The 13,503-nt window shown below is 58.6% G+C and carries 11 protein-coding genes and 3 pseudogenes; 3 read left to right on the forward strand and 11 right to left on the reverse strand.

All coding sequences use genetic code 11. From position 1 onward, the window contains the following. Positions 1 to 33 precede the first annotated feature (33 nt). From N5095_RS03350 to N5095_RS03375, 6 genes and pseudogenes are all read right to left on the reverse strand, one after another. Positions 34 to 1,035: pseudogene (locus N5095_RS03350) on the reverse strand (ISH3 family transposase); the annotation flags it as partial. Next, positions 1,019 to 1,606 (reverse strand): annotated as a pseudogene (locus N5095_RS03355) (nucleotidyl transferase AbiEii/AbiGii toxin family protein); the annotation flags it as partial. The pseudogenes N5095_RS03350 and N5095_RS03355, both read right to left, overlap by 17 nt. 5 nt (positions 1,607 to 1,611) lie before the next feature. After that, positions 1,612 to 2,442 carry a type IV toxin-antitoxin system AbiEi family antitoxin domain-containing protein gene (locus N5095_RS03360; RefSeq protein ID WP_267621044.1) on the reverse strand — a complete coding sequence of 277 codons (831 nt, stop codon included), beginning with the start codon at positions 2,440 to 2,442 and terminating at the stop codon, positions 1,612 to 1,614. A gap of 129 nt (positions 2,443 to 2,571) precedes the next feature. Further along, a pseudogene (locus tag N5095_RS03365) lies at positions 2,572 to 3,502 on the reverse strand (M78 family metallopeptidase domain-containing protein). Between the two features lie 86 nt (positions 3,503 to 3,588). Next, positions 3,589 to 3,936 (reverse strand): DUF8013 domain-containing protein, encoded by a 348-nt coding sequence (locus tag N5095_RS03370; RefSeq protein ID WP_267621046.1) that lies wholly within the window; start codon positions 3,934 to 3,936, stop codon positions 3,589 to 3,591. A gap of 72 nt (positions 3,937 to 4,008) precedes the next feature. Next, entirely contained in the window at positions 4,009 to 5,007 is a 999-nt protein-coding gene (locus N5095_RS03375; RefSeq protein WP_267621048.1) for a DUF6610 family protein, read from the reverse strand. A gap of 274 nt (positions 5,008 to 5,281) precedes the next feature. Here N5095_RS03375 and N5095_RS03380 point away from each other — a divergent pair, with 274 nt between their 5' ends. From N5095_RS03380 to N5095_RS03390, 3 genes are all read left to right on the forward strand, one after another. Then, positions 5,282 to 5,677 carry a hypothetical protein gene (locus N5095_RS03380; RefSeq protein WP_267621050.1) on the forward strand — a complete coding sequence of 132 codons (396 nt, stop codon included), beginning with the start codon at positions 5,282 to 5,284 and terminating at the stop codon, positions 5,675 to 5,677. A gap of 456 nt (positions 5,678 to 6,133) precedes the next feature. Continuing rightward, positions 6,134 to 6,991, forward strand: coding sequence for a universal stress protein (locus N5095_RS03385; RefSeq protein WP_267621052.1), 858 nt, complete (start codon positions 6,134 to 6,136; stop codon positions 6,989 to 6,991). 158 nt (positions 6,992 to 7,149) lie between these two features. Then, positions 7,150 to 9,894, forward strand: a complete 2,745-nt coding sequence (locus N5095_RS03390) for a cation-translocating P-type ATPase (protein WP_267621054.1) — start codon at positions 7,150 to 7,152, stop codon at positions 9,892 to 9,894. A gap of 21 nt (positions 9,895 to 9,915) precedes the next feature. Here the strand turns inward: N5095_RS03390 and N5095_RS03395 are convergent, their stop codons facing one another. The 5 genes from N5095_RS03395 to N5095_RS03415 all read right to left on the reverse strand — a co-directional run bounded on the left by N5095_RS03395 (position 9,916) and on the right by N5095_RS03415 (position 13,486). Beyond that, positions 9,916 to 10,335 (reverse strand): universal stress protein, encoded by a 420-nt coding sequence (locus tag N5095_RS03395; RefSeq protein WP_267621056.1) that lies wholly within the window; start codon positions 10,333 to 10,335, stop codon positions 9,916 to 9,918. A gap of 173 nt (positions 10,336 to 10,508) precedes the next feature. Then, positions 10,509 to 11,321, reverse strand: a complete 813-nt coding sequence (locus N5095_RS03400; RefSeq protein WP_267621057.1) for a hypothetical protein — start codon at positions 11,319 to 11,321, stop codon at positions 10,509 to 10,511. A gap of 376 nt (positions 11,322 to 11,697) precedes the next feature. Next, complete coding sequence (locus N5095_RS03405) at positions 11,698 to 11,973, reverse strand: amphi-Trp domain-containing protein (RefSeq protein WP_267621059.1); 276 nt, start codon at positions 11,971 to 11,973, stop codon at positions 11,698 to 11,700. A gap of 61 nt (positions 11,974 to 12,034) precedes the next feature. Further along, a complete protein-coding gene (locus N5095_RS03410) occupies positions 12,035 to 12,493 on the reverse strand; it encodes a pyridoxamine 5'-phosphate oxidase family protein (RefSeq protein ID WP_267621061.1) in 459 nt (152 codons plus the stop codon). An 87-nt stretch (positions 12,494 to 12,580) separates the two neighbouring features. Beyond that, positions 12,581 to 13,486: a universal stress protein gene (locus tag N5095_RS03415; RefSeq protein ID WP_308203523.1), complete on the reverse strand. Its 906-nt coding sequence runs from the start codon at positions 13,484 to 13,486 to the stop codon at positions 12,581 to 12,583. Positions 13,487 to 13,503 lie beyond the last annotated feature (17 nt).

A 13,503-nucleotide genomic window follows, 5' to 3' on the forward strand; every position in this document is an offset into this window, starting at 1 on the left:
CGCCACTCCCGCTAGAGGCTGTCTGGGTGGTGATCACCGGCTGAACCGGTCGTCTGGTGGTCGGTTTGCGGGGACGCCCCGACGCACCGCGAGGGCCGTCCACGCTGCCCGTCGAATCATGTTGATGAACTCCTTGAACGACCACTGCCAGAGGCGACGCCCCCCACGGCGGGGCGTCGCCACGTATTCCCAGTGCAAATACCGCCAGACGTTCTGTAACAGCAAACTCACCACGACGTACAGCAGCCGTACGACCGGATTTTGAGTCGAGGTCGTCGCAATACTTCCCTCGGAGAGTCGATAGCTGGCCTCGATACCGAAGCGTTTCGCGTAGTGGTATCGAGCGTCTCGTGGTGAGTCGATGAACGGCGCGTCAGCGGCGTAACCGTGACGCGCCACGCCATGTTCGTCGTACCGTCCGTTTTGGTAGGTACAGTCGATGTAGACGGGAAACTCGACGGTCCAGCTGTGACCGTCGAGTTTCGCCGTCATGTCGTGCTGAATCACGCGACTCCAGCCTTCCGAGAGTTCTTGCTTGATCGTCTGTCCCCAGCGGACGACCGGGATGACGTAGGCGTGGTTGTGCGCCTGAAGCAGTGTCAAACACTTGCTGTCGTAGAATTCGCGGTCAAAATAGACGGCCTTGACGTCGAGGTCAAGGCCGTCAAGGAGTCCAAGAAACGCTGCGAGGACACTGCTGGCGGTGTCGCCGTCTTCGAGACGGCGCACCGCCAGCGTGTAGCGTTTGTGCTTCACACGCGCGTAGAGTGTCGCGTAGGCGTGGAACGCGGTGGTTCCACGCTTGGCTTGGGAGTGATAGAGACCGTCGGTGTCGTCTTCGTCTCCATAGTAGGGCCGCAGGTGGAGGTCCGAAACGACCTCCACCTGCTCGGGGAGGACGTCGAGAACGTCCTTCTGGAGGAGCGTGTTGCCAACTTGTTCGAGCGTCTGAAGGTCGAACTTGGTGCGGAGATGGTAGAGAACCGAGTTTTCGTGGGGTGCATCTTCGCTTCTCTCACAGAGAGTCGGTTTCGAGCAGCTGATACAGGTCGTAGTAGTCGCGAGCAGCGCCCCGCTGGTAGATCGCTCGGAGCTTTTCGGCGAAGATCTCCTCGACGCTGTATGCCTGGAGATCAAATTTGGGGATGTCCTCGTACTCGTGAGTGTGCTGCACCGGGTCGAAGGCGACGTACTCGTCGACCATTACGTCGATGCTGGTCGTGTTCGGATGATCGAGGACGGCACGGTACTGGATGCTGATGTCGACGTAGTGAGTGGGGTAGTGATCCTGCCGCGATTCGTGATGCTCTCGGATTGTGAACTCGATTCCAGACCGATCGGAAATCGTATCGAGAAGCGTTCGTAGGTCGCGCTTCGACCCTAGATACTGTCCCTCGACGCCGAAGTCGAGGTCCTCGGAAAATCGCCACGACTGCGGGAAGTACAACTTGCTCAACGCGGTGCCGCCCTTGAACAGGAGATTGTCACCGTAGTCGCTGGTGAATATCCCCCAGAGGAGCCACGAGTTTACGTAGTTCTTTTCGGCGTATCCCTGCCGGACGCCTAGTTCTCGGGCGAGCACACGGAGTCGATTCTGGCTGATCATCGCAGTCAGGACTCCGTTGGTCCGAGCGTGTCTGGCTCGACGTTGATTCGGAGGCGATACTTACTGGTGGTGGGTCCTGCCTCGGGCCGCGTTGGGTCGAGGAGGGAGTAGCCGCTGGTGAACGAGCCGACGAGCGCCTCTCGGGTCGGCAGGTCGATCCCGAGTTGGTCGGCGAGGTAGACGATGCGCTTGGTTGCAGCGCCGTTGTCGAGGCGCTCGAGATACTCCCCAACCGTCGGCCACGAGCAGCCCTGCTCGTCGGCAGCCACCATCGCCGTCGCGAGTTCGCGAATCCCGCCACAGAACTCGGGATGGTCCGCACAGTCGACGAGGGTCTTCTCTAGGTCGCTGACGTGGACGGTCGTCCCCTCGATGGACACCGGCTCGAAGCCGAAGAACTTCCGCTCGGTGACCGTCGTGACGCGGTACGGGACCCCGTGTATCTCCCGGCTCTGGGCCCGGGTTGGTGTCACGACGTAGACCGTCCGAGGGACCTGCTCGGTCAGCCCGTGGTGGCTGAGGGCGCTGTAGTAGCCGATGTACATCGGCTCAGCGACGTGCGCAGCAATGAGGTATTCATGTGTCGTGTAGATGGCCTCCTCGCCGGCGGCGAGCGGGATGATGAGATACCGTCCAGGGAGGAGTCTGTCGAGCCATCCCTTCTCGGTCAGACGCGAGGCGATCTCCCGCGCCGTGTTGGGGGCGACGTCCAGCGTCGTTTCGATATCGTCGATCGAGATGATCTGGTGCCCCTCTGAGGCTAACCGCGACAGTAGGCGACTCTCTCGAATCGAAAGCCCTGCCCGCTTACTTTGCGTTTCTTCTATGGTACTCATACCTGCGTTCTATACATAGAATGTGAATCGGACTGGCTTTAGCCTTGTGCCGGACGGCCAGTGCTAAATGAGTTAACCAACGGGGCGGAGCGAAGGCCCAGATTGTTGGTTAATTCGGAAGCACTCGACCTAGTTGTCGACGACGACGTGGATAATCTCCTGGGCAGTCGAACTGAACCGTCCAAGACGATCCTGAATCACCTCGGGATCATCGTTCTGCCACGCGGCCAGATAGAACGCCGATCCGCTCGTATCCAACCCGAAAAACCGACCGACGATGTACGCGACGGCTTCCGCTTCGACTTCGCGCTTTGACCGTTCGGCCTTGTCATCGACGTCGAAATGGAGCAGCGCGTGAGCGAACTCGTGAATTAGCGTAACCGCGAGGTCGGCCTGGTTCGTCCGTGCTTTCGCCTCCACGATTGGCGTGAAATCATGGATATCCCGCTGTTTGCAGACGCCTTTAGCGTCGCCGTGCGCCCACTCGTCAGCGTCGACGATGCGAACCGTCACGCCGAGCTCATCCGCTGCGTCTGTGAGAGCGGGTACGAGGTCCTCAGCGTCGCCTGTCGCCTCAGTTTCCAGCTCGGGAAGCGGCTCTCCCTCGGTCTGAGAGACGTCGAAGACAGCGGCCGGTTTGAATCCCACGAGCCCTTTCGACCACTCTTCGGGTGGTGTCTCGTCGTACTCACAGTCACATTGCTCGTGGTAGCTCGGCGAGTTCTCGCACTCCGGGCACTGCTTCGTGATGATCGGTGCCCCAGATCCAGATCGCCTGTTCGCCCTCCTGGACGTACCGGTCGAACTCATTCCGCCAGGTGTTGAAGCCGGCGACCTTCGTCGCCTCGGGACACTGGAGTTTGATGAGCAGCGTATTGCGATGGGAGTAGTCGTGGAACCGACTCTGGACGTCGAGCCACTCTTGGAACTCATCGCTGGCCTGCGCCGCATCAACGTCGCCAGCGAGTTCGTCGATCCAGGCTTCGATCGTACTGTGCATCTCACCTGTTCGCGTGTCGGTCTCCTCGAAGGAGGCCGACGAGTCGCTTGTCGTAGCCATGATGTTCTGAAATTCACCTTAGTGCAATCGCTTCAATTCAGCCCGCGCCGCACCCCTGACGGCGCACAAAAAACTCGCGACGACGGTTACCGGAGGGCGGCTTTCTCATCAGCGAAGCCGACTGTGACGAGGTAGTCGAGAAACGAATCGAACTGGTCGACGTCGCTGGGCCTGTCGGTCGCGAGGTGACGTGACCACTCGATGGCCCACTGAAACACCGGATCAGTGCCGCCCTTACCGTGGATATACCACCAGCGAGCCGCTTTGAGAACGACGAGTGGGTTCGTCGGCGGCTGTTCACTCGCCAGTCCGCGAGTGATGGATTCGATCTCCGCAGGAACATCACCTGGATCGATTTCCCCGGACTGTGTTTTCGAAATATCGATTGGAATCTCATCGACCGAGACATCGTTCGCATGCTGTCGCTGACTCACTTGATTCACCTCTGGACGAAGACTCTCGATGGAGCCTTCGCCCTCTCAGGGGCCCGAAAAACACTCTCCGAGTCACGCCGGTGGGAAGTAGACGCTCTGCTCGCCAGCTATTTCCTCAAGATTGTTCCTTTGGCGATGCGAGAAGTAGCAGTCGTAGCTGCAGTACCCACAGATCTCTCCCGTATCATACTCGGCAACAAAGGGACCACGAGGGGTTCGCCAGACATTCGCCCCGCATCCAGTACAGGAAGCACCGTCGAGCTCACTCGGTGATGGTCCCTCGTACTCTGCATCCAGACCGGCATCTTGCGGTGTCGAATCTGGCCAGACGCCGTGTCCCTGCCAGAACTCTCGGAGTCGACCAAGGCTGTGACGAACGGTCTTCCGAACCGTGACGTGGTCGGCGTCTCGACCGCTATCGTCCCACCCAGCGGCTGTCCAGAACTCACCGAACTGCGCGCCACGATGGAGTCCGTTCCAGTCAACACCGACGATATCTGCGGGTGGCTCATTCGTGAGCGTCGGTCGGGTCAACTGCTGAATGACGTCAAGTTGTTTCGGTGGGCTCCCACCGAGGATGTGAACGCGTCGGCCACGCCAGTCGGTTGGCTCGGTGAACTGATGTGCCAATCGGTCGGCGTACCCGCGTGAGTAGCCGAGCACGATGTCGTCTGGAATCATCTCGAACACTTCCCTGCACTTGGGCACGATCACGAGCTCTGCGTCGGGGTAGCTCGCTTGGATTTCGCGAGCGGCAGCGACGTATTCATCGACATCGTCGGGTTCGTACGCATCCCCGATTACGCCGACCTGGGGTTCGTACTCGAAAAATCGGGAGATGTATCGATCTAGGTCGGGATTCCGGAAGTCGTTGTCGAGCATCCCGGCGGGAAGGTCTAGGTGCTTGAACTGGACCTGCTGATACCCACAGTCCTCCCGGAACCCGGGAAGGAATCCGAGTTCGTACGCGTCGAGCGCGAACGGCACGCGATGAAGAAACGCAACCTGGTCGGCCTGGCGGGCAGCTGCAACTCCAGTCGCAGCGCTGCTGGTATTTGTTGTGAACGCCATCGTGAATCAGCGCGAGACCTGTCGCCCTGCGTCCGCTCTCGGGGGGAGATAAACCAGCAGCCGACAGCAATCTTAACCAACAATATCTGCGTATAGTCTCTAGCGTTGGTTAACACTGCCACCGCGCTTTCCGGCCATTCAGTCACCGGTTGAAGAAACACAGAACTCCAACAGGAGAGATTTAGAGTCGGAACCTAGAAGCACGCCTTTCCGACGTCGAGATCTGCGCTCACGAGTGGAAAACTATACGAATGTCCAATACAGGCTTCCATGCATGGCGAATTCCAGTACGTCCGCGTTCATGCTGGGCATAGGGCTCGGAACCGCACTCGTCGTCCTGGGTATCGGTGCCTACGTGCTCTCTGACTTCGCGAGCATCACAGCGCTCATTCCAGCCCTCTTCGGCGTGCTCGTCGCCATCTTGGGCGTGGTGGGACGCCAGCAGCCGGATCGGAAACGGCTCGCTGCCTACGGAATCGGTCTCCTGGCTGTACTTGGAGTGCTGGGATCGACCCGTGGGATTCCAGATATCATCGCGTTGCTGACCGGCGAATCAGTCGACTCGACCATCGCGGCAGTTTCACAGGGCGCGATGATCGTCATCTGTCTCGTCCTCATCGCCGCTGTGATACAGTTTATCCGTGAAACGCGCACTACGACGAATCCGTAAGCAGTTGCCTCATCAGCGGTGACCACCCACGAATTGGGGACGACGGTAGGCGACGGTGGTCTCGACGGGCTGCGGAAGATCACGGACCGCCTCGGCGAAGATCACGGGGTCTGCATCCCGTGACGCTCTCGGTACCACCCGGGTAGTTCGGTGTCGGTACGTCCATCGACGCCAGCGAAGATGGTTCTGGACTCTGGATCTTTCATTCCGGTCACCTCAGTTCAGGAATCCTCGTCGACGTGCGACTGCATCATCTCGCGCCTGCGCCCCTCTCACGGGCGCAAAAACAACACCACGTGACCAACGAGAGAGTAAGGAATACTGCCGATTGCTAGCTGCTCCGTGAGTTGTGCTAATTTCTGATATGGATTCGAGATAGTTCTGCAGAGTCAATTTGAGGTGGTAGTCTGGCCAATTCTTGATGTAGGGTCAGGACGAACTCACAATCAGCTACCGATGTTCGACAATATCCTCGTCCCGACCGACGGAAGTGACTGTGCACAGGCAGCCGTCGGGTACGCCACAGATCTAGCGAGACGCTATGATGCGAAAGTACACGCGCTCTGTGTGGTCGATTCCAGAACGCTCGAAAACGCGCCCAAGTACGACCAAACCAAGAAAGAACGTGAGGAGGTCGCTGAAAGGACCTGCAATGACATTTCTGTGAGTGGCGTCCCAGTTGAACAAGCCGTCCGTACCGATATCCCACACAAGGCGATTCTGAGCTACGCAACTGAACAGGGAATCGATCTCATCGTCATGGGGACGCATGGCCGGACGGGGGTCGAACGGTATCTGCTTGGGAGTGTCACCGAGAAGGTCGTCCGGCTATCGAACGTGCCAGTATTAACGGTCAAAGCGGAAGACGACGGTGGGGTTACGTATCCCTACACCGACATCCTGGTGCCAACCGACGGAAGTGAGGGGGCTGAGGCCGCTATTGGCCCCGCTGTCGATATCGCGCACACCTACGATGCTCGCCTCCATGCGCTCTCAGTCATCGATACGATGGCGATGGGCGTTGATGTCCGTTCAGGTGCAATCCTCGAAGCACTCGAAGAATCGGCCCAATCAGCGGTCCAAACCATCGAGGAGCAAGCAACTCAAGCCTCCGTGTCTGCGGTCGAAACTGCGATAAAGCACGGGAGCCCCTATCGAGGGATTCGGTCCTACGTTGAGGAGCACGACATCGATCTCGTTGTCATGGGTACTCACGGACGTAGTAGCATTGAGCGATACCTCCTGGGGAGCGTTGCCGAAAAGACAGTACGCACGTCACCGGCTCCTGTAATGACCGTTCGTCAGCCAGAGTGAACCAACGGTTAGGAATCTCTCTTGGTCTGTTTCACAGCGTAGTAGCTACCGTTTTCAACACTGACTCCGTCCTGAATCGCTCCATTGGTCAAAGGACACCCCGCTTCTGTACTCGACGCTGACCACTAAGTCGCCCCCCAGCGTACTTCTGATAACTAATGGCTGTCTCCGCTTCGACGGACACCGAATCCTGGTATTTGCGGGGGTTAAGCCAGATTTACGACTCTCTTGGCGCCGATTCAGCTGGTCTCTCGATCGAGGAGGCTGAAAGCCGACGCTCTGAATATGGCCCAAATCGCCTCCCGAAGGCAAAGCCGGTCACCGTGTGGCAGATCTTCCTCCGTCAGTTCAAGAACCCGCTCATCTACATTCTCGCTATCGCGGCAATCGTCTCGTTCGCCATCGGCGAGGAGACTGACGCAGGATTCATCGGACTAGTGCTGTTAATAAACGCTCTCGTCGGTGGTATCCAGGAATGGCGTGCGGAGCGCAGTAGCCAGGCACTCCAGCAACTCATCCGAACCCGCGCGACGGTCATCCGCGATGGGGAGACACGCGACATTGATGGAGAAGACGTAGTTCCGGGCGACGTCGTCCTCCTCGAATCGGGATATCGCGTTCCTGCAGACGTTCGCTTAGTTTCCACGCATGGTCTGGAAATCGACGAGTCGGCACTCACCGGTGAGTCAGCACCCGTCCCAAAAGATGAAGAGTGGACAGGCGACGACCGTGCCCCACTCGGAGACCGGCGCAACATGGCCTACGCTGGCACTGTGGTGAATCGAGGACGGGGCCGCGGTATCGTCGTCGAAACGGGGGGCGACACGGTCGTCGGCCGACTGGCCGAGGACGTCACGGCCGTCGAGGGCGGGCAGCCACCTCTCGTGATGCGCATGGAGCGGTTCACCCGTATCGTCGGCCTGGTCGTCCTCGTCGCCGCAGCGATCACTGCGCTTCTCGGGATTTTCGTCCAGCAGTACGACGCCGTCGAGATGTTCCTGTTCGCGGTCGCACTGGCTGTGTCAGCGATTCCCGAGGGACTTCCCGTCGGGATCACCGTCGCACTGGGCGTCGCTAGCCGGCGAATGGCCAAAGTCGGGGTCATCGTTCGTCGCTTGGTGGCTGTCGAGGGACTCGGTAGCTGTACGATGATCGCGTCGGACAAGACGGGGACACTGACGGCTAACGAACTGACCGTCAAACAGGTGCAACTCCCCGATGGGAGCACGTTCGAGGTGACTGGCGAAGGGTATGCTCCGGAAGGAAACGTCCTCCAAGACGGGCATCCTCCGAAGCCAGACCTCGCCGATGAGTTGTCTCGTCTCGCCAGAGCGTCTGTACTCTGCAACGAGGGTCACCTGTCTCGGCGGAACGGCGAGTGGACGTGGCGCGGTGACCCGACCGACATTGCCCTCCTCGCCCTCGGTCGCAAGCTCGGGTGGTCCCGCCAGTCCGCACTCGATGCATATCCACAAACCGACGAGATTCCGTTCGAACCCGAACAGCGCTATGCGGCGACGTTCCACCGGACAAACGACGAGACGCGGGTGTTTGTCAAGGGCGCACCCGAGCGCGTGCTGGAGATGTGTGTGGATGCGAGCGAGGGCGAATTTTCACAGCCAGCTCTACAGCAGCAGGCAAACGAGATGGCTCATAACGGGTACCGTGTGCTCGCAGTTGCAGAAGGAACAGTGGAAACCGACGAAGAACAGGAACAGCCGCTTTCCGAACCAACTGACCTGACGTTTCTTGGCTTTCTCGGATTGATCGATCCACTTCGGTCTGGCGTCGCGGAGGCGATTGCGTCGGCGCAACAGGCTGGTATCACGGTCACGATGATCACTGGAGATCATCCTGAGACGGCACTCGCCATCGCCCGTAATCTCGGACTTGCGGAGTCGGCAGACGAGGTAACCACCGGTGCCGAGCTGATGGACGCCTCGCAAGAGAAACTCGAAGAAATCCTCGAAAAGACCCTGGTGTTCGCACGCGTCTCACCGGATCAGAAACTCAAAATCGTCGAAGCTGCCCGAGGAATGGGGCACTACGTAGCTGTCACGGGTGACGGGGTCAACGATGCTCCCGCACTCCGTCAGGCGAACATCGGGATCGCCATGGGGAAGATGGGCACAGACGTTGCCCGTGACGCGGCGGAACTCGTCATCAGCGACGACAACTTTGCGACGATAGTCGCAGGCATCGAACAGGGACGGGTGGCCTTCGACAACATCCGCAAGGTGATTTTCTTGCTCATCTCCACCGGCGCTGGCGAAGTCGCTCTCGTCCTGTTGAGCCTGGCGGCCGGACTGCCACTCCCGCTGGTGCCCGTCCAGATCCTCTGGCTGAACCTCGTTACGAACGGAATTCAGGACGTGGCGCTGGCCTTCGAACCCAAGGAGGGAGACGTATTGAATCGTCCACCGCGCTCGCCGGACGAACGAATCTTCAATCAGATCATGATCGAACGGACGCTCGTCGCCGCGCTTGTGATCGGCGTGATCGGATTCGGGACGTTCATCTGGTTGCTGGACCAGGGGCTCTCGGAGGCTGCCGTCCGTAACCATCTGCTCCTCCTGATCGTCCTGTTCCAGATGATTAACATCGGTAATGCCCGATCCGAGACGACGTCGCTGTTCCAACTCTCACCGTTTCGGAGCCCGATATTGCTCACTGGGACGATTACAGCGTTCCTGGTCCACCTCGGGGCGATGTACTTCCCGCCTGCTCAGGCGGTCCTCGGAACGGCACCGGTCGCGCTGGAACAGTGGCTCGTTCTCGGCGGGATTGCCCTGACCATCGCCGTCGCTATCGAACTCCACAAACTGAGCTGGAAGCTGCGTTATCCTCCACGCTCCGAGACGGAGGAACAGTCACCCTCGCAAACCCACGAGAAGGAGGTCTAGAGACCGAAATCTGATGGAAACTCAGTCCTGCTCTTCACCCCGAACGGTTAGTACGGGAACAGGCGAGCGCTGAACCACTCGTTCTGCGACGCTTCCCATAACAACTCTGTCGAGACCGGTTCGGCCGTGGGTTCCCATGATGACCATGTCGATGCCGTGCTCGGTGACGTAGTCCAGAATCTCTTCGTGCGGGTTCCCCTCGACGATTTCGGTCGCGACGGTCAATCCGGCTTGCGCTCCAGTCACCTCGACATTTCGTACTGCCCCGCGTCCTTCGTCCCGGAGCGTTTCGAGCAACGGTCCTGAGCGCGCCAGGCGAGTATCGACGACGTATATGGTATGCAAGGTCGCATCCCATTTCGACGCGATCTCTATGCCGTGTTCGAGAGCGGCTTTCGCGCCCTGGCTCCCGTCTGTCGGAACCAAGATATCGTTGTACATATCTCTCATTTATAACGGAGACAGCATCAAGGCTCCACGCGGAGGATGCTCGAATCCGCTCATATTGAGATAGAGGCAGTCGGATGAACAATCGTGGTGCGAGGCTCTCGGTCGCCTAGGATCTCACCTTCAGAGAATTTAGTGGAGGGGCTGGCCACTCTCGGGAAGACCACTCAGGTCGTCTCTTCCTTCGGGGGCTGATAGCCACGGCGGGAGAGCTCAAAGATGTTGAGCGTCCGAAGGATCCCGTGGATACCCAGACATGAACCGAACGCTATCGTCCCCAACTTCCCGCCTGACCCCCCGACAAACGGCGTCGTGTACACAACGACCAGCCCGACTCCGATTCCAGTCGCTCCGATCCACCACTCGTTCGGGATTCGTTTCGGGTCCGTCATCCCAGCGAACGAAGCGGAGTAAACGGCCGCGGCGAGTAGTTCCCCCGAGGCATCGACGAACACGGGGAGCAGGAGCCCGCCGACTGCACCCACGAGTCCGGAGGCCAAGACAGGGTCCGCAGCCGAGCGAGTATGAACCGTGAAGGTGCTGATAGCACCGAGTGCCGCGAACCCAACCACGGGAAGGAGTACACGCTGACTGGGAATTGGACCACTCTGAAAGGAGCCAGCAGTCGGCACCAAGATCATCAACACCCCGACGAACGCAGTCGTTCCCAGCTTTCCACCGACGCCATGAAATACTGGATGAGCGACGGTAAACAGGAGTCCGGAAAGCACCGCGGCGAGGGTGGCATACCAGTACGACCCGAAGAGCTCCGGAGATGTCATCCCGACGAACGCTCCGCAGTACACTGGGACAGCCACGCCCTGGATGACTATGGCTGCGATGACCCCGACCAAACTGGCTGCGACAATCGGAGACATCCCCAGTTCTGCGACACCAGCGAAGGTGAGCAACGTCCCGCCAACGACAGCCAACAGGTTCTGATGGGCCTCGCTAATAACAACTGTCCCTTCGTCGATCACACGACGCAGTTCCCACCACTCGTATCTGATTCCTAACCCGGTTCCGAGGGTACCAGCAATGAGGACTGGACTCAGTAGTATGAGCCCACGCGGAAGGAGAGTTCCCCACACGCCGAAGCCGAAGAGAACGAGCGGTGCTACCGCCAAAAGGAGAAAACCCACGACCACTGGTGGCCAGGGCAGTGACCATTCAGGTGCGTTCCAGTGTATCATCGGTCAGCTAGTGGGACCCACAATCCGGTTCAGTCGATAATCTGCCATTGACGGTGTTCGGACTAACTCTCTTCCAGGTAGAATCTCTGATTCTCTGTGTTTCTCTATGTAGGTGTTCTCGGTGAACCTGTACAGCTACTACCGCAAAAACGGCAGCGAGCAGTTATCCTATCTCAAGTTCGCCACCATCGTCGCCATCTTCCGGCCATTCGAGCTCGAACTCGATGCTCAACTCTTTCGGCCCGTTTGTCGGTCCTTCGCGTTCGGCTTTCACCTCGAACGTTGGCTGAGCGGGAGGATCGAGAGTTACGGAGTCGCCACCTGCTTGGAGTGTGACCGCGTCACCAGCGTTGAGTTTATTGACGACCGTCTGGAGGTACGATGCGATCTGTTCTCGGCTCATACGCTGCTCCGATTTGAAGAGAACTTCCTCTGGCATACAGCGAGTGGCTACGTGACGAGGGTAGTTAAGAGGATATGCACTGCTCTCTTTGAGCTACTCACTCTCCAGTTCCAGCTTGTTGTTGGCCAGTCAGCTCGTCCGGGATGAGTCGGAAGAATCGGAACTCCAGCGTAAGGGGATGACTGTCGTACACGTCCACAAACGGGATTTTCACCCGCTGCATCGCCTCGGCGACTTTGGAGTCGAGTGCTGATTTCGTGATCTCTTCCAGGCTGCCGGTTGCGATGACGCTTCGCCAGCCACGGTCGGTTTCGTCGTATGTAACGAACGAAATTTCCCTATCTTCATCGATGAGGTCTTTCTTTCCAGCGTCCTCGGGACCGACGGCAAGCCGGAAGTAGAAATTCCCCGTCTCTGCGTCGTACCCATACGAAATTGGTCGGGTATACGGGGGGCCGTCGCCTGATGTATCGAATGAAATGACGCCCGTCCCACCACGCCCTAGAAACTCGTTCTGTTCCTCCGGACTCATCCGTACCGAGCGGACATCTTCCATACGAACACTTCGAGTCGCGTTGTCAAAAGCTGTGTCTCCAAATGCCGAACTCTACCGGGGGTGTGGTCCTGCTTTCGGGCCTCTTACTCAGGAGTCGAAGGTACCATCTGAGTCAGGTTTCCGAACCCACATCACCGGTACTGGTGACGTTCGGACAATTTTGGCGCTGACATCGCTCATCACGTATCGACTGAAATCGGGTTTTCCGTGAGTACCCATGGCAGCGGGATCGATTTCGTTCTCGGCGATGTAGTCACGAATCACTTTCGAGGGTTCACCATGCTCAGTTACGCTGGTGACTGGATTAAGCGACGCTTCCTCGGCCTTCTGGAAAGCCTCGCCGATAACATCGTGCGCTCGCTCGGTCAATTCACCCTCTTTCAGCACGGATCGTGCATCCGGGCCGAGGCTGCCCGTCTCGACCACATGAAGCAGATGAAGCCTGGCACCTGTCACCTTCGCCGCGTTGATTCCTTCCATCACCGCGAGGTCTGCTCTCCGACTCCCGTCCGTCGGGACGAGGATGCGCTGAGGTGGATACGCAAGTGGCTGATCGTCGCCGGATCGACGGACCCTAGTTTTGACTTCCGTCATCTCCTGTAGACTCTCCATTGAGCGGATGGCTCGCATCTCTGTGACGAATCCGATAGCACCGTTAATGACGAGAACGGCGAAGACCGCGGTTCCCTCGGTGATATCTCCCAGCACGAAAGCCGCCACAGCCGCGACTGTGAGCAGGAGGACGATGACACTCGTAAACTGATTCACCAGCACTTCCAGCCATCGTCGCTGTTCGGCCTCCTGTAATTCGTTGGGACCGAATCGCTCTCGGCGGCGCAGGACTTCGTCTTCCGTCAATTCCCCACCTTTTGAGACGTTAGATTGTTCTAGAACGTCGCTTACAGACCGCGGCCACGGTGACTGTCTATCGTCCCTGTTTCGGGTCGTGTTTAGTTTGGAGAATTGAACCAGGCAGCGAACGCTTGGAGCCAGTTTTCAGCGGTTTCAGG

The sequence above is a fragment of the Halobium salinum genome, assembly GCF_026586625.1.
GTDB classification, from domain to species: domain Archaea; phylum Halobacteriota; class Halobacteria; order Halobacteriales; family Haloferacaceae; genus Halobium; species Halobium salinum.

Excerpts from the sequence above, each read along its gene's own strand:
- N5095_RS03375 (WP_267621048.1), bottom strand. The coding sequence starts at position 5,007 with ATGGCGTTCACAACAAATACCAGCAGCGCTGCGACTGGAGTTGCAGCT.
- N5095_RS03390 (WP_267621054.1), top strand. The coding sequence starts at position 7,150 with ATGGCTGTCTCCGCTTCGACGGACACCGAATCCTGGTATTTGCGGGGG.
- N5095_RS03380 (WP_267621050.1), top strand. The coding sequence starts at position 5,282 with ATGGCGAATTCCAGTACGTCCGCGTTCATGCTGGGCATAGGGCTCGGA.
- N5095_RS03405 (WP_267621059.1), bottom strand. The coding sequence starts at position 11,973 with ATGCCAGAGGAAGTTCTCTTCAAATCGGAGCAGCGTATGAGCCGAGAA.
- N5095_RS03410 (WP_267621061.1), bottom strand. The coding sequence starts at position 12,493 with ATGGAAGATGTCCGCTCGGTACGGATGAGTCCGGAGGAACAGAACGAG.
- N5095_RS03385 (WP_267621052.1), top strand. The coding sequence starts at position 6,134 with ATGTTCGACAATATCCTCGTCCCGACCGACGGAAGTGACTGTGCACAG.
- N5095_RS03360 (WP_267621044.1), bottom strand. The coding sequence starts at position 2,442 with ATGAGTACCATAGAAGAAACGCAAAGTAAGCGGGCAGGGCTTTCGATT.
- N5095_RS03395 (WP_267621056.1), bottom strand. The coding sequence starts at position 10,335 with ATGTACAACGATATCTTGGTTCCGACAGACGGGAGCCAGGGCGCGAAA.